This is a genomic window from Streptacidiphilus sp. P02-A3a, from assembly GCF_014084105.1.
GTDB lineage: Bacteria > Actinomycetota > Actinomycetes > Streptomycetales > Streptomycetaceae > Streptacidiphilus.
In genome coordinates, this window is record NZ_CP048289.1 from 2890386 (window position 1) to 2912524 (window position 22139).

The 22139-nt window shown below is 70.7% G+C and carries 17 protein-coding genes and 2 pseudogenes; 15 read left to right on the top strand and 4 right to left on the bottom strand.

Annotated elements, in window-relative coordinates; genetic code table 11:
- Window positions 1–29 precede the first annotated feature (29 nt).
- Entirely contained in the window at window positions 30–914 is an 885-nt protein-coding gene (locus tag GXP74_RS13095; protein WP_182451661.1) for a PAC2 family protein, read from the bottom strand.
- A gap of 240 nt (window positions 915–1154) precedes the next feature.
- Here GXP74_RS13095 and metH point away from each other — a divergent pair, with 240 nt between their 5' ends.
- The 3 genes from metH (at window position 1155) to GXP74_RS13110 (ending at window position 7380) form a co-directional block, all read left to right on the top strand.
- Entirely contained in the window at window positions 1155–4646 is a 3492-nt protein-coding gene (gene metH / locus GXP74_RS13100) for a methionine synthase (RefSeq protein WP_182451662.1), read from the top strand.
- 73 nt (window positions 4647–4719) lie between these two features.
- Window positions 4720–5409 carry an HAD family phosphatase gene (locus GXP74_RS13105; protein WP_225447897.1) on the top strand — a complete coding sequence of 230 codons (690 nt, stop codon included), beginning with the start codon at window positions 4720–4722 and terminating at the stop codon, window positions 5407–5409.
- A gap of 309 nt (window positions 5410–5718) precedes the next feature.
- Window positions 5719–7380: an ABC transporter substrate-binding protein gene (locus tag GXP74_RS13110; RefSeq protein ID WP_182451663.1), complete on the top strand. Its 1662-nt coding sequence runs from the start codon at window positions 5719–5721 to the stop codon at window positions 7378–7380.
- A gap of 124 nt (window positions 7381–7504) precedes the next feature.
- Here the strand turns inward: GXP74_RS13110 and GXP74_RS13115 are convergent, their stop codons facing one another.
- Together GXP74_RS13115 and GXP74_RS13120 are read right to left on the bottom strand one after the other, a co-directional pair.
- On the bottom strand, window positions 7505–8176 hold the full coding sequence (locus tag GXP74_RS13115) for a response regulator transcription factor (RefSeq protein WP_182451664.1): 672 nt from the start codon (window positions 8174–8176) through the stop codon (window positions 7505–7507).
- A gap of 12 nt (window positions 8177–8188) precedes the next feature.
- Entirely contained in the window at window positions 8189–9100 is a 912-nt protein-coding gene (locus GXP74_RS13120; RefSeq protein WP_182451665.1) for a RecB family exonuclease, read from the bottom strand.
- Between the two features lie 139 nt (window positions 9101–9239).
- Here GXP74_RS13120 and GXP74_RS13125 point away from each other — a divergent pair.
- The 3 genes and pseudogenes from GXP74_RS13125 to GXP74_RS13135 all read left to right on the top strand — a co-directional run.
- Window positions 9240–10475 (top strand): annotated as a pseudogene (locus tag GXP74_RS13125) (site-2 protease family protein); the annotation flags it as partial.
- A gap of 104 nt (window positions 10476–10579) precedes the next feature.
- Window positions 10580–11518, top strand: coding sequence for a tRNA (adenine-N1)-methyltransferase (locus GXP74_RS13130; protein WP_182451667.1), 939 nt, complete (start codon window positions 10580–10582; stop codon window positions 11516–11518).
- A 281-nt stretch (window positions 11519–11799) separates the two neighbouring features.
- Entirely contained in the window at window positions 11800–12435 is a 636-nt protein-coding gene (locus GXP74_RS13135) for a hypothetical protein (protein WP_182451668.1), read from the top strand.
- A gap of 76 nt (window positions 12436–12511) precedes the next feature.
- On the opposite strand, the gene GXP74_RS13140 is transcribed toward GXP74_RS13135, so the two are convergent.
- On the bottom strand, window positions 12512–12811 hold the full coding sequence (locus GXP74_RS13140) for a ferredoxin (RefSeq protein WP_182456408.1): 300 nt from the start codon (window positions 12809–12811) through the stop codon (window positions 12512–12514).
- A gap of 284 nt (window positions 12812–13095) precedes the next feature.
- Between GXP74_RS13140 and arc the strand changes: the two genes are divergently transcribed.
- From arc to GXP74_RS13185, 9 genes and pseudogenes are all read left to right on the top strand, one after another.
- Window positions 13096–14862, top strand: a complete 1767-nt coding sequence (gene arc, locus GXP74_RS13145; RefSeq protein WP_182451669.1) for a proteasome ATPase — start codon at window positions 13096–13098, stop codon at window positions 14860–14862.
- Window positions 14863–15136: 274 nt separating this feature from the next.
- Window positions 15137–16648, top strand: a complete 1512-nt coding sequence (gene dop, locus GXP74_RS13150) for a depupylase/deamidase Dop (protein WP_182451670.1) — start codon at window positions 15137–15139, stop codon at window positions 16646–16648.
- Window positions 16649–16867: 219 nt separating this feature from the next.
- Window positions 16868–17086: a ubiquitin-like protein Pup gene (locus GXP74_RS13155; protein WP_182451671.1), complete on the top strand. Its 219-nt coding sequence runs from the start codon at window positions 16868–16870 to the stop codon at window positions 17084–17086.
- 21 nt (window positions 17087–17107) lie between these two features.
- Window positions 17108–17287, top strand: a pseudogene (locus GXP74_RS13160) (endonuclease domain-containing protein); the annotation flags it as partial.
- On the top strand, window positions 17239–18084 hold the full coding sequence (gene prcB / locus GXP74_RS13165; protein ID WP_182451672.1) for a proteasome subunit beta: 846 nt from the start codon (window positions 17239–17241) through the stop codon (window positions 18082–18084). The pseudogene GXP74_RS13160 and the gene prcB, both read left to right, overlap by 49 nt.
- Window positions 18085–18203: 119 nt before the next feature.
- Window positions 18204–18962, top strand: coding sequence for a proteasome subunit alpha (prcA, locus tag GXP74_RS13170; RefSeq protein WP_182451673.1), 759 nt, complete (start codon window positions 18204–18206; stop codon window positions 18960–18962).
- 143 nt (window positions 18963–19105) lie between these two features.
- On the top strand, window positions 19106–20467 hold the full coding sequence (gene pafA / locus GXP74_RS13175; protein WP_182451674.1) for a Pup--protein ligase: 1362 nt from the start codon (window positions 19106–19108) through the stop codon (window positions 20465–20467).
- Window positions 20468–20644: 177 nt separating this feature from the next.
- Window positions 20645–21691: an FKBP-type peptidyl-prolyl cis-trans isomerase gene (locus GXP74_RS13180; RefSeq protein ID WP_182451675.1), complete on the top strand. Its 1047-nt coding sequence runs from the start codon at window positions 20645–20647 to the stop codon at window positions 21689–21691.
- Between the two features lie 61 nt (window positions 21692–21752).
- Window positions 21753–22124, top strand: a complete 372-nt coding sequence (locus GXP74_RS13185; RefSeq protein WP_182451676.1) for an FKBP-type peptidyl-prolyl cis-trans isomerase — start codon at window positions 21753–21755, stop codon at window positions 22122–22124.
- Window positions 22125–22139 lie beyond the last annotated feature (15 nt).

Below are 22139 nucleotides of genomic sequence, written 5' to 3' on the forward strand. Positions count from 1 at the left end.
ACCTGACTCACTCCGCGCTCACTCCGCGCTCACTCCGCCGCGTCGCCGCCGTCGGAGGCCTTCCCCGGCGGCTGGTTGTCCCGCCGCTTGAGGTAGCGCTCGAACTCGCGGGCGATCGCCTCGCCCGAGGCCTCCGGCAGTTCCGCCGTGTCCTTGGCCTCCTCCAGTTGCTGCACGTACTCGGCGACCTCGCTGTCCTCGGCCGCCAGCTGGTCCACACCCAGCTGCCAGGCCCGGGAGTCGTCGGGCAGCTCGCCCAGCGGCACCCGTACGTCCAGCAGGTCCTCGACCTTGTTCAGCAGCGCCAGCGTCGCCTTCGGGTTCGGCGGCTGCGCGACGTAGTGCGGCACCGCCGCCCAGAAGGTGACCGTGGGGATGCCCGCGTGCGCGCAGGCCTCCTGGAGTACCCCGACGATGCCGGTGGGCCCCTCGTAGCGGCTCTCCTCCAGGTCCAGGCTGCGGGCCAGGTCCCCGTCCGAGGTGACCCCGCTGACCGGCACCGGGCGGGTGTGCGGGGTGTCGCCCAGCAGCGCCCCCAGGATCACCACCATCTCCACGCCCAGCTCGTGGGCGAGGCCCAGCAGTTCCTGGCAGAAGGTCCGCCACCGCATGCTCGGCTCGATCCCCCGGATCAGCACCAGGTCACGGGTACGCGGCTCGGTCACCCTGACCACCGACAGCCGGGTCGTCGGCCAGGTGATCCGGCGAACGCCGCCCTCCATCCACACGGTCGGACGGTTGACCTGGAAGTCGTAGTAGTCCTCCGCGTCGAGCGCGGCGAAGACCTTTCCGCCCCAGATCTCGTCCAGGTGCTCCACCGCCGCCGACGCGGCGTCGCCGGCGTCGTTCCAGCCCTCGAACGCGGCCACCATGACCGGGTCGATGAGCTCGGGCACGTCATCGAGCTCGACCACCCGGGCCTCCTTCCGCTTGCCGTGGAACCAGCTGTTCCACGGATGGTTAAGTGCCCAGCGTACGGCGAAGAATGCCGCCAGGTCCGGGAGTAACCGCACGTGGTGGGCAGCGGTCCGGCCGCGGCCCCCGCTGTCCACCTGGTAGTCACCTCCACCGCCGGGCCGGGGCAGCGACTAGGCTGGCTGGGCGCGCGTCGCGACGCGTGCAGTCGACAGCCGTCGCACCCAGGGAGCAGCAGCATGATCTCGACCGCCCTTCAGTCCCAGCAGGAGCGGGCGGACGCGCTCCGCCACGCGCTCGCCACCCGGGTGGTGGTCGCCGATGGCGCGACCGGCACCATGCTGCAGGCCCAGGACCCCTCGCTGGACGACTTCCAGGGGCTGGAGGGGTGCAACGAGATCCTCTGCGTGACCCGCCCCGACATCGTCCGCGGCGTGCACGAGGCGTACCTGGCGGTGGGCGTCGACTGCGTGGAGACCAACACCTTCGGCGCGAACCACGCCGCGCTGGGCGAGTACGACATCCCGGAGCGGATCTTCGAGCTGTCCGAGGCGGGCGCCCGGATCGCCCGCGAGACCGCCGACGCGTACGCCACCGAGGACCACCCGCGCTGGGTGCTGGGCTCGATCGGCCCGGGGACGAAGCTGCCGACGCTGGGGCACCTGCCGTTCGGGGTGCTCAAGGAGGGCTTCCGGCAGAACGCGGCCGGGCTGATCGCGGGCGGCGCCGACGCGCTGCTGGTGGAGACCAGTCAGGACCTGCTGCAGACCAAGGCGGCGGCGCTCGGCTGCAAGGAGGCGCTGCGCGAGGCCGGTCTGGACCTGCCGGTGATCGTCCAGGTGACCGTGGAGACCACCGGCACCATGCTGCTGGGCTCGGAGATCGGCGCGGCACTGACCGCCCTGGAGCCGCTCGGCATCGACCTGATCGGGCTGAACTGCGCGACCGGCCCGGCGGAGATGGGCGAGCACATGCGCTACCTGGCGAAGAACGCCAGGATCGGCCTGTCCTGCATGCCGAACGCGGGCCTGCCGGTGCTCGGCAAGGACGGCGCGCACTACCCGCTGACCCCGGCCGAGCTGGCCGACGCGCACGAGCTGTTCACCCGCGAGTACGGCCTGAGCCTGGTCGGCGGCTGCTGCGGGACCACCCCCGAGCACCTGCGGCAGGTGGTGGAGCGGGTGCGCGGCCAGGAGCTGGCGCCGCGCCACCCGAAGCCCGAGGCGGCGGCGTCCTCGCTGTACCAGGCGGTGCCGTTCCGGCAGGACACCTCCTACCTCGCCATCGGCGAGCGGACCAACGCGAACGGCTCGAAGAAGTTCCGTGAGGCCATGCTCGCCGCCGACTGGCAGGCCTGTGTGGAGATCGCCCGCGAGCAGATCCGCGAGGGCGCGCACCTGCTCGACCTGTGCGTGGACTACGTCGGCCGCGACGGCGTCGAGGACATGAGGAAGGTGGCGGGCCTGCTCGCCACCGCCTCCACCCTGCCGATCGTGCTGGACTCGACCGAGCCGCCGGTGCTGGAGGCCGGGCTGCAGATGCTCGGTGGCCGGGCCGTGCTGAACTCGGTGAACTTCGAGGACGGCGACGCCGACGACTCCCGCTACGGCCGGATCGCGGCGCTGGCCCGGCAGTACGGCGCCGCGCTGATCGCGCTGACCATCGACGAGCAGGGCCAGGCCCGAACCGCCGAGACCAAGGTCGCCATCGCCGAGCGGCTGATCACCGACCTGGGCACCCGCTTCGGCATCCCCGAGTCCTCCATCCTGGTCGACTGCCTGGCGTTCACCCTGGGCACCGGCCAGGAGGAGTCCCGCCGCGACGGCCTGGAGACCATCGAGGCGATCCGCGAGCTCAAGCGCCGCCACCCGGACGTGCAGACCACCCTCGGCCTGTCCAACATCTCCTTCGGCCTGAACCCGGCCGCCCGGATGGTGCTGAACTCGGTCTTCCTGCACGAGTGCAGCGAGGCCGGACTGGACTCGGCGATCGTGCACGCCGCGAAGATCCTGCCGATCGCGCGGATCCCCGAGGAGCAGCGCGAGGTCGCCCTCGACCTGGTCTACGACCGCCGCCGGGAGGGCTACGACCCGCTCCAGCGCTTCCTGGAGCTGTTCGAGGGGGTCAGCGCCGCCTCGGTGCGCGCCGGGAAGGCCGAGGAGCTGGCGGCGCTGCCGCTGGAGGAGCGGCTGCAGCGGCGGATCGTGGACGGTGAGCGCAAGGGCCTGGAGGCGGACCTGGACCAGGCGCTGACCGGCGGCATGCCCGCGCTGGACATCGTCAACACGGTGCTGCTGGAGGGCATGAAGACGGTCGGCGAGCTGTTCGGCTCCGGCCAGATGCAGCTGCCGTTCGTGCTCCAGTCGGCCGAGGTGATGAAGAACGCGGTGGCCTACCTGGAACCGCACATGGAGAAGTCCGACGACGAGGGCAAGGGCACCATCGTGCTGGCCACGGTCAAGGGCGACGTCCACGACATCGGCAAGAACCTGGTCGACATCATCCTGTCCAACAACGGCTACACCGTGGTCAACCTCGGCATCAAGCAGCCGGTGTCGGCGATCCTGGAGGCCGCGCGGGAGCACCGCGCGGACGTCATCGGGATGTCCGGGCTGCTGGTGAAGTCCACGGTGATCATGAAGGAGAACCTGGAGGAGCTGAACCAGCGCGGCATGGCCGCCGACTTCCCGGTGATCCTCGGCGGGGCCGCGCTCACCCGCGCCTACGTCGAGCAGGACCTGCACGAGGTCTACCAGGGCGAGGTCCGCTACGCCCGGGACGCCTTCGAGGGCCTGCGGCTGATGGACGCCCTGATCGGGGTCAAGCGCGGGGTGCCCGGCGCGGTGCTGCCCGAGCTCAAGCAGCGCCGCCACGCCCGGGTCGAGGTCGAGGAGCCGGAGGAGAGCACCGAGCGCTCCGACGTGGCCGTGGACAACCCGCTGCCGGTGCCGCCGTTCTGGGGCGACCGGATCGTCAAGGGCATCGGCTTCGCCGAGTACGCCTCCTGGCTGGACGAGGACGCGCTGTTCAAGGGCCAGTGGGGGCTGAAGGCGGCGCGCAGCGGCGGCCCGTCGTACGAGGAGCTGGTGGAGACCGAGGGGCGGCCCCGGCTGCGGATGTGGCTGGACCGGCTGCAGACCGAGGGTCTGCTGGAGGCCGCCGTGGTCTACGGCTACTACCCGGCGGTCTCCCAGGACAACGACCTGGTGGTGCTCGACGAGGACGGCAAGGAGCGCACCCGCTTCAGCTTCCCGCGGCAGCGCCGGGGACGCCGGCTCTGCCTGGCCGACTTCTTCCGTCCCGAGTCCTCCGGCGAGAAGGACGTGGTCGCCTTCCAGGTGGTCACCATGGGCAACCGGATCTCCGAGGCCGCCGCCGAGCTGTTCGCCTCCGACTCCTACCGGGACTACCTGGAGCTGCACGGCCTGTCGGTGCAGCTGGCCGAGGCGCTGGCCGAGTACTGGCACGCCCGGGTCCGGGCCGAGCTGGGCTTCTCCAGCGAGGACCCGAAGGAGATGAAGGAGATGTTCGCGCTGAAGTACCGGGGCGCGCGCTTCTCGCTGGGCTACGGCGCCTGCCCGGAGCTGGAGGACCGCGCCAAGATCGCCGAGCTGCTACAGCCGGAGCGGATCGGCGTCCACCTGTCCGAGGAGTTCCAGCTCCACCCGGAGCAGTCCACCGACGCCATCGTGATCCATCACCCCGAGGCCAAGTACTTCAACGCGAGGTGAACACCGCGCGCGCGGCGCGGTCGCGGCGGCCGGGCGGCCTATCGTGGTCATTCCCCGACCAGGAAGGCCGCCCGTGACCACATACGCTTCCGCCGTGCCGCTCGACCGGGAGTCCACCGGGCTGCAGGCCGTGCTGCTGGACATGGACGGCACCCTGGTTGACACCGAGGACCTGTGGTGGGAGGCCGAGCTGTCGCTGCTCGCCGAGCTCGGCCACCGGCTGGACCACGCCGACCGGGAGGCCGTCGTCGGCGGTCCGATGAGCCGGGTGGTGGACCACCTGCTCGCGGTCAGCGGGCTCGCGCTGACCGCCGAGCGGCTCGGCACCATGATCAACGACCGCTTCGCGGAGCGGATCGCCCACGGCGTGCCGCTGCGGCCCGGCGCGGCCGAGCTGCTGGCCGAACTCGCGGCCGAGGGGATCCCGGCCGCCCTGGTCTCGGCCTCGCACCGGCGGATCATCGACCTGGTGCTGGAGACCCTGGGCAGCCACCACTTCGCCTTCACCGTGGCCGGGGACGAGGTGGAGCGCACCAAGCCGCACCCCGACCCGTACCTGCTGGCGGCGGCCCGGCTGGGCGCGGAGCCCGGCCGCTGCGTGGTGATCGAGGACGCCCCGACCGGCGTCCGCTCGGGCGAGGCGGCGGGCTGCCGGGTGCTCGCGGTGCCCTCGGTCGCGGCCATCGAACCGGCTCCGGGACGCACCGTGCGGGCGTCGCTGGAGGGGGTCAGCGTGGCGCTGCTGCGGGGGCTCGTGCCCTGATCTGACGGGCCGTCAAGGTAACTACCTGCTAACGCCAAATCGGTCATCTGGGGCCGTTGGGTGGCAATTCGCCCTGCCCTGGACCCACCCTGGGTCAACCGCTCTCGGGGTTCATGGCAACGTATGGGACGCTACACGCGATCGGAACACTTGCGCGCAACAGGCGTCACCCCAGTGCGTGGTGGCGCATGCTGCCCGGCCCCCTCAGGCCGCGCCGCCGCGCCCGGTGCCTACCCCGCCCGGAGCCGTGGTGCGGTCGTACGACCCCGGTACGGCGTCCACAGCGCCGGCCTGGAAAGTAAGGAAGTCATGTCAGCAGCCAAACGGCTGGCGACGCTCGGCTGCGTCGGCCTGCTCGCCACCACCTCTGCCTGCGCGTCCTCCGGCTCCTCGTCGAGCGGCGTGAGCGGTGAGTCGAAGACCAGCATCACCATGGGCACCATCGAGGCGTACTCCTCGCTCGACCCGGCCGGGGCCTACGACAACGGCTCCTGGATGCTGTTCTACAACATCTACCAGCGGCTGCTGAGCTACGCGCCCGGCGCCACCATCCCCACCCCGGACGCCGCCAGCAGCTGCGCCTTCGTCGGCTCCGCCGACACCACCTACACCTGCACCCTGCGCCCCGGCCTGACCTTCTCCAACGGCGACCCGCTGAACGCCGCCGCGGTGAAGTTCTCGCTCGACCGGGTGGTCGAGATAGGCAAGCTGAAGCGGGACAACGGCTCCGGCGTCAGCATCCTGCTGAGCACCCTGCAGTCGGTCTCCACCAGCGGCGACCTCGGGGTCACCTTCCACCTGAACACCCCGGACGCGACCTTCCCCGACCGCCTGGCCTCCGGCGTCGGGTCGATCGTCGACCCCAGGACCTTCTCCGGCACCTCGCTGCTCACCGGCAACGACCCGGTGGCCTCCGGCGTCTACAAGGTCGACTCGGTGCAGCTCGGCAGCCCGGTCGACGGCAAGGCCAACCCGCAGTCGGTCAGCATGTCGCTGAACCCGAACTACAAGGGCCAGGCGATCAGCTCCACCAGCAAGGCGATGAACTCCAGCGTCACCATGAAGTACTACGCCGACTCCGGCAGCGTGATGAAGGCGCTGAGCAACGGCGACATCGACCTCAACGCCAGCAGTGACCTGGCCGCCGCCGACCTGGTCCGGCTACAGGCCCAGCAGGTGCTCGGCAAGGGGCTGCAGGTCGACACCGGCGCCGGGACCGAGACCCGGATGATCATCCTGAACGTCAAGAACGGCCCGTTCACCGACCCGGCGGCGCGCCGGGCCGTGGCCGAGCTGGTCGACCGGGACGCCATCGCCGACAACGTCTACCAGCGCACCGTCGTCCCGCTGTACTCGCTGATCCCGCAGGGCATCGGCGACGCGACCACGCCGTTCGAGGACCTCTACCAGACCGGTCCGAGCTCCTCGACCGCAGCCGAGGTCAAGAGCCAGCTGAACCGGGCCGGGGTGAAGCTGCCGATCAGCTTCCCTTACTACTACGCCCGGTCCACGCCGGGCAGCGACGCCGAGGCGGCGCTGATCAAGCAGCAGCTTGAGGTCGACGGGATCTTCCAGGTCTCCCTCAAGCCGGTGCCCACCCTGAACGACCTGATCACCCAGTGGAGCACCGGGAAGATCGAGGCCTCGGTGTCCGGCTGGTCCGCGGACTACCCGGACCCGGACGACTACGTCTCCCCGTTCCTGGGCTCGCCCGGCACCTTCGGCAGCTACTACACCGACTCCGAGATCAGCAACACGCTGACGCCGGAGACGCTGAAGCTGGACGACCGGGGCAGCGCCCTGGCCCAGAGCACCTTCGCCAAGATCCAGACGGACCTGGCCAAGGACGCCGCGTACATCCCGCTGTGGCAGGACAAGCAGTTCATCGTCACCCAGGGCAACATCACCGGGGTCCCGCTGACCCTGGACACCGCCGAGATCATGCGCTTCTGGATGGTCGGCAAGAGCTGAGGGCCGAAAGGCCGGGAGCCAGGAGCCGACCGCGCGACCGGAGCGGCCCGGGCGCGGGACCACACCGCTGGTCCCGCGCCCGGGCCGCTCCCCGCCGCGGGGCCCGCGGCCCCGGCCGCCGGCCTCAGCTCGCGCCGGGGCGCACCAGGCCGCTCTCGTAGGCGAACACCGCCGCCTGCACCCGGTCCCGCAGCCCCAGCTTGGTCAGCACATGGCCGACATGGGTCTTCACCGTGGTCTCGCTGACGAAGAGCTCACCGGCGACCTCGGAGTTGGACATCCCCCGGGCCACCAGCTTCAGCACCTCCACCTCGCGCTCGGTCAGCGTCGCCAGCGCCGCCGGCGGGGCCTCGTCGCCCGAGGGCAGCCGCCCCGCGTACATGTCCAGCAGCCGCCGGGTGACGCTCGGCGCCAGCATCGCCGCGCCGTCGGCGACCACCCGGATCGCCTGCACCAGCTCCTCGGCCGGGACGTCCTTCAGCAGGAAGCCGCTGGCCCCCGCGCGCAGCGCCTCCACCACGTACTCGTCCAGGTCGAAGGTGGTCAGCACGAGCACCTTCGCCGGGCCGTCGCGGCCCGGCCCGGCGATCCGGCGGGTGGCCTCCACACCGTCCATCCGGGGCATCCGGATGTCCATCAGCACGACGTCCGGCTGGAGCACCCGGACCTGGTCCAGGGCCTGCTGGCCGTCCCCGGCCTCACCGACCACGGCGATGTCCGCCTCGGCCTCCAGGATCATCCGGAAGCCGGTACGCAACAGCGGCTGGTCATCGACCAGCAGCACTCGGATCGCCACAACTCGCTCCACTCATCGGTCCCCCGCACCAGAGGCGGTCGGTACCTCCAAAGGGTACGGCGGGGGAGTGCCGCCGTAAGCCGGGCACAGGGCCTGGTGCGCGCACCAGTCGCAGAGCCGGTTCGGCGTGGCCGGCCAGTCGCCGGTCTCCAGCGCCCGCTGGATCGCCGCCCACAGCGCCAGCAGCTTGCGCTCCACCGCCCGCAGGTCCGCCAGATCCGGGTCGTAGCTGACCACCGCGCCCCCGCCGCCCAGGTAGACCAGCTGCAACCGGCGCGGCACCACCCCGCGCAGCCGCCACAGCACCAGCGCGTAGAACTTCATCTGGAACATGGCCTTGCCCTCGTAGTCGCGCGAGGGCGCCTTGCCGGTCTTGTAGTCCACGATCCGGACCTCGCCGGTGGGGGCCACGTCCACCCGGTCGACGTAGCCGCGCAGCCGCAGCCCGGAGTCCAGCTCGGTCTCCACGTACAGCTCCCGCTCGGCGGGCTCCAGCCGGTTCGGGTCCTCCAGCCGGAACCAGCCGTCCAGCAGCTGCTCCGCCTCGGCCAGCCAGCGGGCGAGCTCCGCGCCGTCGGCGTCCTGCGGGAAGAGCCCGGCCAGCTCCGGCCGCTTCCCCAGCAGCCGCGCCCACTCCGGGCGCAGCAGCGCCCGCGCCGCCTCCGGGGTGCGCTGCCCGGCCGGGGCGTCGAACAGCCGCTCCAGCACGGCGTGCACCACGGTGCCCCTGGTCGCGGCGGCACTCGGCGGTTCGGGCAGCTTGTCGATCACCCGCAGCCGGTACAGCAGCGGGCAGGTCATGAAGTCCCCCGCCCGCGAGGGCGAGAGCGCGACCGGCGCGGCGGCGGGCCGCGCGGCGGGCGCGGGCGGAGTGTCGACGGGCGGGGCGTCGACCGGCAGGGTGTCGGCGGCGGACTGGTGCATGCGGTGAGCCTATGGCCCGGCACTGACAGCCAGGTACCGAACGGCCCGCCGGTACACCCCCGCCGGGTTGGGTAGGTATCAGGTGCACGGCCGGGCCCGGCGGCAGCGCGGCGTGGTGATCGCGTAGCTTTGGGCCCGGGGGCGCGCACCCGCACGCCGACCCGACGGTACGGAGGGGGCCGCAATGAGCGACACCGAGGACGACCGCCCCTCAGGCGCCCTGCTGATGGGGCGCCCCTTCGGCGTGCCGGTCTACGTCACTCCCACCTGGTTCCTGATCACCGGACTGATCACCTGGATCTTCGGCGGCCAGATCGACACGGTGCTGCCCGGCCTCGGCGCCGCCCGCTACCTGGTCGCGCTCTTCTTCGCGCTGGCCTTCTACGGCTCGGTGCTGGTGCACGAACTCGCCCACACGGTGGTGGCGCTGCGCTACCGGCTCCCGGTCAAGCGGATCCAGCTGCAGTTCTTCGGCGGCGTCTCGGAGATCGAGAAGGAGGCCCAGAGCGCCGGGCGCGAGTTCTGGCTGGCCTTCTCCGGACCGCTGCTGTCGCTGGTCCTCGGCGTGCTCTTCCTCGGCGGTATGCAACTGGTCGAGGCGGGCACCGTGCCCGGGGTGCTGCTGGCCGCGCTGATGCTCAGCAACGTCGTGGTGGCCGCCTTCAACCTGCTGCCCGGACTCCCGCTGGACGGCGGCCGGATGCTCCGCGCCGTGGTCTGGAAGGTCACCGGCAACCCGATGACCGGCACCGTCACCGCCGCCTGGGCCGGACGGCTGCTGGCCCTGTGCGTGCTGATCGGCATGCCCACCCTGGCCGCCTACCAGGCCCCCGCCGCCGGAACCACCACCATGCTGGTGGACGCGGTGCTCGGCGCGGTGCTCGCCGCCATCATCTGGAACGGCGCGACCGGCAGCGTCCGGGTCGCCCGGCTGCGCGAGCGGCTGCCGGAACTGGGCGCCCGCACCCTGGCCAGGCCCGCCGTCAGCGTGGCCTACGACACCCCGCTGGCCGAGGCGCTGCGCCGGGTCGAGGCGGCGGGCGCGCGCGGACTGGTGATCGCCGACGGCCAGGGCGAGCCGGTGGCCCTGGTCCGCGAGCAGGCCGTGCGGGCCATCCCGGAGCACCGGCGGCCGTGGACCGCCGTCGGCGCGGTCGCCCGCGAACTGGAGCCGGGCCTGCGGATCCGGGCCGACCTGGTCGGCGAGGACCTGCTGGACACGCTGCGGGCCAACCCCGCCAGCGAGTACCTGGTGGTGGAACCCGACGGCAGCCCGCTCGGCGTGCTCGCGGCCCAGGACGTCGAGCTGGCCTTCGCCCGGGCCATGGCCGGACAGGCGCCGATCCCGCCGGTCCCCACCGGCTCCGCCGCCTGACCGCCGCCTGACCGCCGCCACCGGACGCCCGACCCGGCCCACGGGGTCGAACCGGCGACGGAGGGCGGCAGAGGGCGCCCCGCCGGGGCACTAGACTGTGATCCATGTCAGAACCGACCGGCGCTGCCCGCCGCCGTGGGCCCTTCCAGGTCGGAGACCAGGTCCAGCTCACCGACCCCAAGGGTCGCCACCACACCATCACGCTCGAACCCGGCAAGGCGTTCCACACCCACAAGGGCGCCTTCTCGCACGACGAGCTGATCGGAGCCCCCGAGGGCTCCGTGGTGCGCACCACCGGGAACATCCAGTACCTCGCGCTGCGCCCCCTGCTCTCCGACTACGTCCTCTCCATGCCGCGCGGTGCCGCCGTGGTCTACCCCAAGGACGCGGGGCAGATCGTCACCATGGCCGACATCTTCCCCGGCGCCCGCGTGGTCGAGGCCGGGGTCGGCTCCGGAGCGCTCAGCTGCTCGCTGCTGCGCGCGGTCGGCGACCACGGCTCGCTCTCGTCGTACGAGCGCCGCGAGGACTTCGCCGAGATCGCCCGCAACAACGTGGAGCGCTACTTCGGCGGCCCGCACCCGGCCTGGCGGCTCACCCTCGGCGACCTCCAGGACAACCTGGTCGAGACCGAGGTCGACCGGATGGTGCTGGACATGCTCGCCCCCTGGGAGTGCCTGGACGTCGCCGCCAAGGCCCTCGTCCCCGGCGGCGTGATCTGCTGCTACGTGGCCACCACCACCCAGCTCTCGCGCACCGTCGAGGCGCTGCGCGACCACGGCTGCTTCACCGAGCCGCAGGCCTGGGAGTCGATGGTGCGCAACTGGCACGTCGAAGGCCTGGCCGTGCGCCCGGACCACCGCATGATCGGCCACACCGGCTTCCTGCTCACCTCCCGTCGGCTCGCGGACGGCGTGGAACCGCCGCTGCGCCGCCGCCGCCCGGCCAAGGGCGCCTACGGGGACGTCGAGAGCCCGGTCCCGCCGCAGCCCGGCCGCTTCCTGAAACTGGCCGAGGCCGGTCGCCAGTCCGACGAGGACTGACCGCCCGCAGCCCGCACCCGGCCCCGCCCGGCACCAGCCGCGCGGGGCCGAGCCGTACCCGGGGGCACCCCGGAGCCGCGGCCGCCGCGCGGCGGCCACCCGCCGCCGCGCGGACGCCCCCGGTATGGGACGATGCTGCCCACCGAACCGGCCGCTCGTCCCGGCCGGGTCCCGATCCGGGGCCCCGCAGCACGGCACGCTCCCCGCACAGCCCGCGCGCGGCAGCCCCCTCGCACCCTGGCCGCGCCCCGCGGAGCGCCGCCCGGAAGGGGAGTGCACCCGTGGCCCAGCAGTCGCCAGGACCGGCAGCGCAGTCGCCAGGACCGGCAGCGCCGCGGCGGCCCGAACCGGCGGCCGCCCCGCCGCGGCCCCCGGCCCACACCCGGACCCTGGCCTGGCACTGGATCGGCACCGCCGCGGTACTCGCCGCCGCCGTCGGCACCGTGCTCGCGGTCGCCCCCGCCGACGCCTCCGCGCCGGCTCCGAACGGCCCGCACGCCGTCCCGGCCGCCGCCGCCCCGGATCCGGCCCGCGCGGTCTACCCGCTCGGCTGCGACGGGCTGCCGGTCAAGATCGACCAGAGCTTCGGCGCCGACCTCACCGGCGACGGCGCCGACGCCACCATCGCCGCCGCGCACTGCCTCTCGGCCACCGGCACCCCGCCGGACGGCCTGTACCTGCTGGAGCCCGGGCCCGGCGGACGCCCGCGCATCGCCGACGTGCTGATCAGCTCCACCGAGGACCTGACCGTGCGCAGCGTGGACTTCCGCGGTGACGGCACGATCACCGCGGCCGTCGACGGCTACTCCTCGTCCGACGTCCCGCGCTGCTGCCCCGACCTGCACGAGTCGCTGGTCTGGACGCCGCGGGGGCGGGGCTACCACCGCACGGTGGTGCTCACCGGCGACGAGGCCTGACCCGGCCGCCGCCGAGCTGACAACAGGTCAGCCCCGCCCTGTGATCTTGGTCACAGAGCGGGGCTGATCCGTCGGGCTACTCCGCGTCCGGCCCGAACACCTCGACCAGGTCCCGGGCCCGCCGGACGTGGATGCAGTCGCCGGGGCATTCCTTGGCCGAATCCACCACGTCCTGAAGCACCGTCAAAGGCACCGGCACCACCGCCCCCGGTGCCTGCCGCAGCTCCTCGTCCTCGCCCTTCACGTAGGCGAGGCCGTCGATGTCCAACTCGAACACCTCCGGCGCGTACTGCACGCAGATGCCGTCACCGGTGCACAGGTCCTGGTCGATCCATACCTCAAGGGGCTCGCCCGCACTGCCGTCCACGCTGGCCATCCGCCCGCCGTTCTGGGTCACCGGGCCGGGGAAGCGGCCCGCCGTTCCGGCCATCGGTACACGGATTGAACAGTGCCGGGTCAACCCGATGGCCGCTGACGGGTCCGACTCTAACAAGTGGTCGCTTTCGAGCGTCTTCGAGTGGGTATCCCAGTGACGAGGGGACGTGCGCAAGGGTGAAGATCGGACACACCCCCTTCCGACTTATCGATCTAGGGGTTTCAACGCGGCCAGGCACAGGTAGGGTCTGAAAGCGTTCAGCTCCCCCGGAGGAGGTGAGGACCGTGGCAGCCCACGATGACGATTACACCCGAGGCGGCAGGCCCGCACGGGGTTCTGAGGAAGCCCTCAGCCAGGTTTCCTTTCTTGAGCAGGAGATCGCTGTCCTGCGCCGCAAACTCGCAGACTCGCCGCGCCACACGAGGATCCTCGAAGAGCGCATCGCCGAGCTGCAGGCCAACCTGTCCGGAGTCACCGCCCAGAACGAGCGGCTCGCCTCCACCCTGAGGGAGGCCCGCGACCAGATCGTGGCCCTCAAGGAGGAGGTGGACCGGCTCGCCCAACCGCCGGCCGGCTTCGGCACCTTCCTGTCCGCCAACGAGGACGGCACCGCCGACATCTTCACCGGCGGCCGCAAGCTGCGGGTGAACGTCAGCCCCAGCGTCCCGCTGGACGACCTCCAGCGCGGCCAGGAGGTGATGCTCAACGAGGCCCTGAACATCGTCGACGCGATGGAGTTCGAGAGCATCGGCGACATCGTCACCCTCAAGGAAGTCCTTGAGGACGGCGAGCGCGCCCTGGTCACCGGGCACACGGACGAGGAGCGGGTGGTCCGGCTCGCCGAACCGCTCCGCGACCTCACCCTGCGCTCCGGCGACGCCCTGCTGCTGGAACCCCGTTCGGGCTACGTCTACGAGGTGGTCCCGAAGAGCGAGGTCGAGGAGCTGGTCCTCGAAGAGGTCCCGGACATCGACTACGACCGCATCGGCGGCCTCGGCCAGCAGATCGAGCAGATCCGCGACGCGGTGGAGCTGCCGTACCTGCACGCCGAGCTGTTCAAGGAGTACGAGCTGCGCCCGCCCAAGGGCGTCCTGCTCTACGGCCCGCCCGGCTGCGGAAAGACCCTGATCGCCAAGGCGGTCGCGAACTCGCTGGCCAAGAAGGTGGCGGAGGTCACCGGGCAGCCCCAGGGGAAGAGCTACTTCCTCAACATCAAGGGCCCGGAGCTGCTCAACAAGTACGTCGGCGAGACCGAGCGGCAGATCCGCCTGGTCTTCCAGCGGGCCCGGGAGAAGGCCAGCGAGGGCACGCCGGTCATCGTCTTCTTCGACGAGATGGAGTCGCTGTTCCGCACCCGCGGTTCCGGCGTCAGCTCGGACGTGGAGAACACCATCGTCCCGCAGCTGCTCGCCGAGATCGACGGCGTGGAGGGACTGGAGAACGTCATCGTCATCGGGGCATCCAACCGCGAGGACATGATCGACCCGGCGATCCTGCGCCCGGGACGGCTCGACGTCAAGATCAAGATCGAGCGCCCGGACGCCGAGGCGGCCAAGGACATCTTCTCCAAGTACCTCAAGAGCTCGCTGCCGCTGCACCCGGACGACGTCAAGGAGCACGGCTCGTCGGTGGAGGGCACCGTCGACGCCATGATCCAGGCCGTGGTGGAGCGGATGTACACCGAGACCGAGGAGAACCGCTTCCTGGAGGTCACCTACGCCAACGGTGACAAGGAGGTCCTGTACTTCAAGGACTTCAACTCCGGAGCGATGATCCAGAACATCGTGGACCGGGCGAAGAAGATGGCCATCAAGGACTTCCTCGACCACGGCCAGCGCGGACTGCGGGTGACCCACCTGCTCGCCGCGTGTGTGGACGAGTTCAAGGAGAACGAGGACCTGCCCAACACCACCAACCCGGACGACTGGGCCCGCATCTCCGGCAAGAAGGGCGAGCGGATCGTGTTCATCCGCACGCTGGTCACCGGGAAGCAGGGCGCCGAGTCCGGCCGCTCCATCGACACTGTCGCCAACACGGGGCAGTACCTGTAGGTCTCCGTACCTGCAGGTCGCCGCGCCGCCGCCGTCCGGCTACGGGTGCTTGCCCGTAGTCGGACGGTTCGCGTCCGGACCCAGGCCGTCGTCCTGTGTCCCGAGGAACGTGCCCGAGGAACGTGCCCGAAGAAAACGTCCTGAAGAAACGCCCCGAAGAAATCTCCCGGGCAGCGATCTCCCGGTTGTCAGTGCGCAGTTCTAGGCTCGGGTTACCGCACCGGGCCGACCGTCGACGGACGGCTCGTCAGCGGCAGCTTTGAAGGAGGGCCGCATGTCTGTACGGCGCGTGATGGGAATCGAGACGGAGTACGGGATCTCCGTCCCGGGGCATCCCAACGCCAATGCCATGCTCACCTCGTCGCAGGTGGTCAACGCCTACGCGGCGGCGATGCACCGGGCGCGGAGGGCCCGCTGGGACTTCGAGGAGGAGAACCCGCTGCGCGACGCGCGGGGCTTCGACCTGGCCAGGGACACGGCGGACGCAAGCCAGCTGACGGACGAGGACATCGGCCTGGCGAACATCATCCTCACCAACGGCGCCCGGTTCTACGTGGACCACGCCCACCCGGAGTACAGCTCGCCGGAGATCACCAACCCCCGCGACGCGGTGCTCTGGGACAAGGCGGGCGAGCGGATCATGGAGGAGGCGGCCATCCGCGCCCTGCAGCTGCCGGGCGCGCAGCCGATCCACCTGTACAAGAACAACACCGACAACAAGGGCGCCTCCTACGGCACCCACGAGAACTACCTGATGAAGCGGGCGACCCCGTTCGCCGAGATCGTCCGCCACCTCACCCCGTTCTTCGTCTCCCGGCAGGTCGTCACCGGGGCGGGCCGGGTCGGCCTGCACCAGGACGGCTCGGCCCACGGCTTCCAGATCAGCCAGCGCGCGGACTACTTCGAGGTCGAGGTCGGCCTGGAGACCACGCTCAAGCGCCCGATCATCAACACCCGCGACGAACCGCACGCCGACGCCGAGAAGTACCGCAGGCTGCACGTCATCATCGGGGACGCCAACCTGTCCGAGATCTCGACCTATCTGAAGCTGGGCACCACCGCGCTGGTGCTGTCGATGATCGAGGACGGCTTCATCGGCGTCGACCTCGCGGTCGACCAGCCGGTCCGCACCCTGCACCGGGTCTCCCACGACCCGGACCTCGGCTACCTGATGACGCTGCGCAGCGGGCGGAAGCTGACGGCGGTCCAGCTCCAGCTGGAGTACTTCGAGCTGGCCCGCAAGTACGTCGAGGACCGCTTCGGCGCGGACGCCGACGAGCAGACCAAGGACGTCCTGGACCGCTGGGAGGACGTCCTCGGGCGGCTGGAGCGCGACCCGATGAGCCTGTCCCGGCAGCTCGACTGGATCGCCAAGCGCGAGCTGCTGGAGGGCTACCGCAACCGGGACGGCCTGGACTGGGACAGCCCCCGGCTGCAACTGGTCGACCTGCAGTACGCCGACGTACGGGCCGAGAAGGGCCTCTACAACCGGTTGGTGGAGCGCGGGCGGATGGAGCGCCTCCTGGACGAGGCGGACGTGCTGCGGGCGGCCCACAAGCCGCCCGAGGACACCCGGGCGTACTTCCGGGGCCGCTGTCTGGAGCAGTACGCCGACCACGTCGCCGCGGCCTCCTGGGACTCGGTGATCTTCGACCTGCCCGGGCGGGACTCGCTCCAGCGGGTGCCCACGCTGGAGCCGCTGCGGGGGACCAGGAAGCACGTCAAGGCGCTGCTGGACCGCTGCCGCACGGCCGAGGACCTGGTCCGGGTGCTCTCCGGCGGCTGAACATCTGTCCGCTTCCGGCGTAACCGCAGGGTGACAACAGCTCACGATGGGTGAATGCGGCCCGGCTGGGCATCATCCGAACAGCATCGGACGTTGAATCGTTGCGGTAAAACACGAGGCGGTTGTCACACCTCGTGTATAGGGTCTGACCAGGAGTACCGGTCTACACCGGGACAACCGAGCGCAGCGATGCGCCGTCAACCGAGCGGGGTGAGGGACATGGCGACCAAGGACACCGGCGGCGGCCAGCAGCGGGCGAACCGCTCCTCCGAGGAGGTCGAGGAGACCGAGGTCGAGGCGAACGAGGCCTCCGACCTCAAGGAGCGCAAGGCGAAGCTCGACGACGACGTGGACGCGGTACTCGACGACATCGACGAGATCCTGGAGTCGGACGCCGAGTCGTTCGTGCGCTCGTACGTGCAAAAGGGCGGCGAGTGACGCCTGGTTCCCGCGCCGGAACATGTGGATCACGACCACAAAACGGGTAGGGTCCGAGCCATCCTCTGCTTCAACTGCAAGGGCGGACTGGGGCAGTTCAAGGACCGGCCCGAGCTGCTCCGGCGTGGGGCCGACCATCTGGAAGGGAACGTGTGGAAGCCAACACTCGTGGCACCGGGCGTCTACCGGCTGCCTTCTTGACGCCGGGTTCGTCGTCCTTCGTCGAATTCCTGGCCGAGCACCAGCCGGAGCTGCTCCCCGGCCGCCGCACCCTGCCTGCCGGGATGCAGCCGTTGGAGTCCCCGCACGGCACCACCATCGTCTCCGTCACCTTCGACGGCGGGGTGATCCTCGCCGGTGACCGGCGCGCCACCATGGGCAACCTGATCGCGCAGCGCGACATCGAGAAGGTCTTCCCGGCCGACGAGTACTCGGCGGTCGGCATCGCCGGCACCGCCGGGCTCGCGGTCGAGATGGTGCGCCTGTTCCAGCTGGAACTGGAGCACTACGAGAAGATCGAGGGCACCCAGCTCTCGTTCGAGGGCAAGGCCAACCGGCTCACCACCATGATCCGCGGCAACCTGGGCATGGCGATGCAGGGCCTGGCCGTGGTCCCGCTGTTCGCGGGCTACGACCTCGACCTCGGCCGGGGCCGGATCTTCAGCTACGACGTCACCGGCGGCCGTTCCGAGGAGCTCGGCTTCGCGGCCACCGGCTCGGGCTCGCTGTTCGCCAAGGGCTCGCTGAAGAAGCTCTACCGGGCGGACCTGACCGCCGAGGAGGCCGCCACCGCCGTCGTCCAGGCGCTCTACGACGCCGCCGACGACGACTCGGCGACCGGCGGCCCGGACCTCACCCGGGGCATCTTCCCGATCGTCGGGGTCATCACCGAGGACGGCTTCCGCCGCCTCCCGGACGACGAGGTCGGGGCGCTGGCCCGGAGCATCCTGGAGCGTCGGCTGGAGTTCCCCAACGGCCCGCAGGCCGGTCTGCTCTAGCGGTCCGGCCGGGGCTCCGGGCCGTTCGGCCGATCCCCGTCCGACTACTCTCCGATCCAACCGATCGACTGTCCAACCGATCGACTATCCAACCGATTGACCAGAAGGGGCGACCGCCGGTGTCGACGCCGTTCTACGTCTCACCCCAGCAGGCCATGGCCGACCGCGCGGAGTACGCCCGCAAGGGCATCGCGCGCGGTCGCAGCGTGGTCGTGCTCACCTACACCGACGGCATCGTCTTCGTGGCCGAGAACACCTCGCGGGCGCTGCACAAGGTCTCCGAGATCTACGACCGCATCGCCTTCGCCGCGGTGGGCCGCTACAACGAGTTCGAGAACCTCAGGATCGGCGGCGTGCGCTACGCCGACCTGCGGGGCTACTCCTACGACCGGGCCGACGTGAACGCCCGGGGCCTGACCAACGTCTACGCCCAGACCCTGGGCACGATCTTCTCCTCGGCGGGCGAGAAGCCCTACGAGGTCGAGCTGATCGTGGCCGAGGTGGGCAAGTCCGCGGACGACGACCAGATCTACCGGCTCACCCACGACGGCTCGGTCGCGGACGAGCGCGGCACGGTCGCCGTCGGTGGCAACTCCGAGTCCATCGGGCACTACCTGACGCAGCACCACGTGGCCGGGCTGAGCCTTCCCGAGGCCCTCAAGCTGGCCGTGGACGCCCTCGCCCGGGACCCGAACGGCGGCAGTCCGCGCACGCTCACCCAGGACCAGCTGGAGGTCGCGGTACTCGACCGCAGCCGCTGGCAGCAACGCAAGTTCAAGCGCATCGTCGGCGCCCAGCTGGGCCGACTGCTGGCCGGCGACGAAACTGCCACCGGTGATGTGGAGGACGACGAGCCGCAGGCCTCTGACCAGGACTGACACGGCCGTCGAGGAATTGCCGTGGGGGCGTGCTTCGGCACGCCCCCACGGCTTTTCGCGGTCAATGGGGATTCCTCCGCGAATGATCGGAAACCTCGCGTCGAACCGGTTTCAGAAAGCGGCCAGAAGCGTAAAGTCCAATCATGGACCGCCGAATCTTCGGGCTGGAGAACGAGTACGGCGTCACCTGTACGTTCCGGGGGCAGCGGCGACTCTCCCCGGACGAGGTGGCCAGGTACCTCTTCCGCCGTGTCGTGTCATGGGGCCGAAGCAGCAACGTCTTTCTGCGCAACGGGGCCCGTCTCTATCTCGACGTGGGTTCGCACCCGGAGTACGCCACTCCGGAGTGCGACGACGTCACCGAACTCGTCACCCACGACAAGGCCGGGGAGCGCATCCTCGAAGGCCTCCTGGTGGACGCCGAAAGGCGGCTGCACGAGGAGGGCATCGCCGGTGACGTCTACCTGTTCAAGAACAACACCGACTCCGCCGGAAACTCCTACGGCTGCCATGAGAACTATCTGGTGGCCCGGCACGGGGAGTTCTCCCGGCTGGCCGACATCCTGATCCCGTTCCTGGTCACCCGGCAGCTGATCTGCGGGGCGGGCAAGGTGCTGCAGACCCCGCGCGGCGCGGTGTTCTGCGTGAGCCAGCGCGCGGAGCACATCTGGGAGGGCGTCAGCTCGGCGACCACCCGCTCCCGCCCGATCATCAACACCCGGGACGAGCCGCACGCCGACGCCGAGCGCTACCGGCGGCTGCACGTCATCGTCGGCGACTCCAACATGTCCGAGACCACCATGCTGCTCAAGGTCGGCGCGACCGACCTGGTGCTGCGCATGATCGAGGCCGGAGTGGTGCTGCGCGACCTGACCCTGGAGAACCCGATCCGGGCGATCCGCGAGGTCAGCCACGACCTCACCGGCTCCCGCCAGGTACGGCTGGCCAACGGCCGCGAGGCCAGCGCGCTGGAGATCCAGGAGGAGTACTTCACCAAGGCCGCCGAGTTCGTCGACGCCAGGGGCCTGCGCAACGGCACCATCGCCAAGGTGCTCGACCTGTGGGGCCGCACCCTGGAGGCGATCCGGGAGCAGGACTTCTCCCGGGTCGACCGGGAGATCGACTGGGTGATGAAGTACCAGCTGATCGACCGTTACCGGGCCAAGCACGGCATGAGCATGTCGCACCCCAGGGTGGCCCAGATCGACCTCGCCTACCACGACATCCACCGCCGCCGGGGGCTGTTCTACCTGCTGCAGAGCCGGGGCCAGGCGGAGCGGGTGACCACCGACCTGAAGATCTTCGAGGCCAAGTCGGTGCCGCCGCAGACCACCCGGGCCCGACTGCGCGGCGACTTCATCCGTCGGGCGCAGGAGCAGCGCCGCGACTTCACCGTGGACTGGGTGCACCTCAAGCTGAACGACCAGGCGCAGCGCACGGTGCTGTGCAAGGACCCGTTCCGTTCGGTGGACGAACGCGTGGAGAAGCTGATCGCTGGCATGTAGCCGTCGAGCTGCCCGGGCAGATTTCCCTACCGGAGTTCGGGATATTTGTCCATCTCTCGACCCCTGTGTCCTGATTGTGACGGCACGGGGGTCGAGTTATGTGTTGGGTAAAGGGGTCAACGTCGTAGAGTGGCGCGGACCGACCCAAGGTTCCCTCCCACCTCTCTAAGGACGACCGTGCGCCGAACCACCGCCGCTGCCGCGCTGCTCCTCGTGCCCACGTTGTTGCTGACCGGGTGCGGTAGCAGCACCAAGGCCAGCTCTTCGGACGCGACCTCGGTCGCACCCGTGGCCTGCGCCGCCACGCCTTCCAGCACGCCGACCGCCACGTCGGTGGTGTCCGGCACCGTGGACTCCGCCGACCCGATGCCGGTCGTCAGCGGTGCCTACGGTAAGAGCGCCACCATCACCACCTCGGGCAAGCCGACCGACAAGCTGGTGGTGAACACGCTGACCCAGGGCACCGGCGCGGTGGTGGGCAGCGGTGACACCGCGGTCGCCAACGTCGTGGTGAAGGACTGGACCACCGGCAAGACCGTGAGCGACTCCTACGCCAGCAAGGCTCCGCTGGTCGCCGGGCTCAGCGGGATGATCCCGGGGCTGAAGGCCGGGATCCAGGGCCGCACCATCGGCAGCCGGGTCCTGGTGGTCGCCCCGCCCGCGGACGCGGCCACGCAGCTGGCGGCCAACGAGGCGCAGCAGGCGCAGCAGGGCGGCACCAGCATGGGGGTGGGCGCCAAGGACACCCTGGCCTTGGTGATCGACATCACCGGCGCGGTGCCGACCAACGGCACCGCCTCGGGCACCGCGGCCAAGTCGATTCCGGCCAGCCTGCCGGTGGTCAACGCCTGCGACAAGAAGGCCGCGACGATCACCATCCCCAAGGGCGCGACGGCCCCGACCGCGCTGCAGTCGGCGGTGCTGATCAAGGGCAACGGCCCGAAGGTCACCAGCGGCCAGACGATCATCACCCAGTACACCGGCGTGACCTGGGCCGACGGCAAGGTCTTCGACTCCTCCTGGAACGACAACGGCGCGGTCTCGTTCCCGATCGGCGTGGGCCAGGTCATCAAGGGCTGGGACCAGTCGCTGGTCGGCCAGACCGTGGGCAGCCGGATCGAGGTGGTCATCCCGCCGTCGCTGGGCTACGGCAGCACCGCCCAGAGCAGCATCCCGGCGAACTCGACGCTGGTGTTCGTCGTGGACATCCTGGGTGCCGCGTAACGCGTAACGTATGGTCGGACGGCCGCTGACCGGTGGCCGCACTGACGAGGAGATCAAGATCTTGAGCATCGAGAAGCCGGAGATCGACTTCCCGGGCGGCGAGCCGCCGGTGGAGCTGCAGATCCGTGACATCTGGGTGGGCGACGGCGAGGAGGCCAAGTCCGGCCAGAACGTCAGCGTGCACTACGTGGGTGTCGCCTTCAGCACCGGTGAGGAGTTCGACGCGAGCTGGAACCGCGGCTCGGCGTTCACCTTCCCGCTCGGTGCCGGCCACGTCATCGGCGGCTGGGACCAGGGCGTCGTCGGGATGAAGGTCGGGGGCCGGCGCGAGCTGATCATCCCGCCGCACCTCGGCTACGGCGACCGCGGCGCCGGTCGCGCGATCAAGCCGGGCGAGACGCTGATCTTCGTGGTGGACCTGCTCGCGGTCTGATCGCCGAGCCGCCAA

Bases quoted from the DNA above. Each gene is read 5' to 3' on its own strand.
- pafA (WP_182451674.1), top strand. From the start codon at position 19,106: ATGGACCGCCGAATCTTCGGGCTGGAGAACGAGTACGGCGTCACCTGT.
- metH (WP_182451662.1), top strand. From the start codon at position 1,155: ATGATCTCGACCGCCCTTCAGTCCCAGCAGGAGCGGGCGGACGCGCTC.
- GXP74_RS13120 (WP_182451665.1), bottom strand. From the start codon at position 9,100: ATGCACCAGTCCGCCGCCGACACCCTGCCGGTCGACGCCCCGCCCGTC.
- GXP74_RS13140 (WP_182456408.1), bottom strand. From the start codon at position 12,811: ATGGCCAGCGTGGACGGCAGTGCGGGCGAGCCCCTTGAGGTATGGATC.
- GXP74_RS13110 (WP_182451663.1), top strand. From the start codon at position 5,719: ATGTCAGCAGCCAAACGGCTGGCGACGCTCGGCTGCGTCGGCCTGCTC.
- dop (WP_182451670.1), top strand. From the start codon at position 15,137: ATGTCTGTACGGCGCGTGATGGGAATCGAGACGGAGTACGGGATCTCC.
- GXP74_RS13155 (WP_182451671.1), top strand. From the start codon at position 16,868: ATGGCGACCAAGGACACCGGCGGCGGCCAGCAGCGGGCGAACCGCTCC.
- GXP74_RS13130 (WP_182451667.1), top strand. From the start codon at position 10,580: ATGTCAGAACCGACCGGCGCTGCCCGCCGCCGTGGGCCCTTCCAGGTC.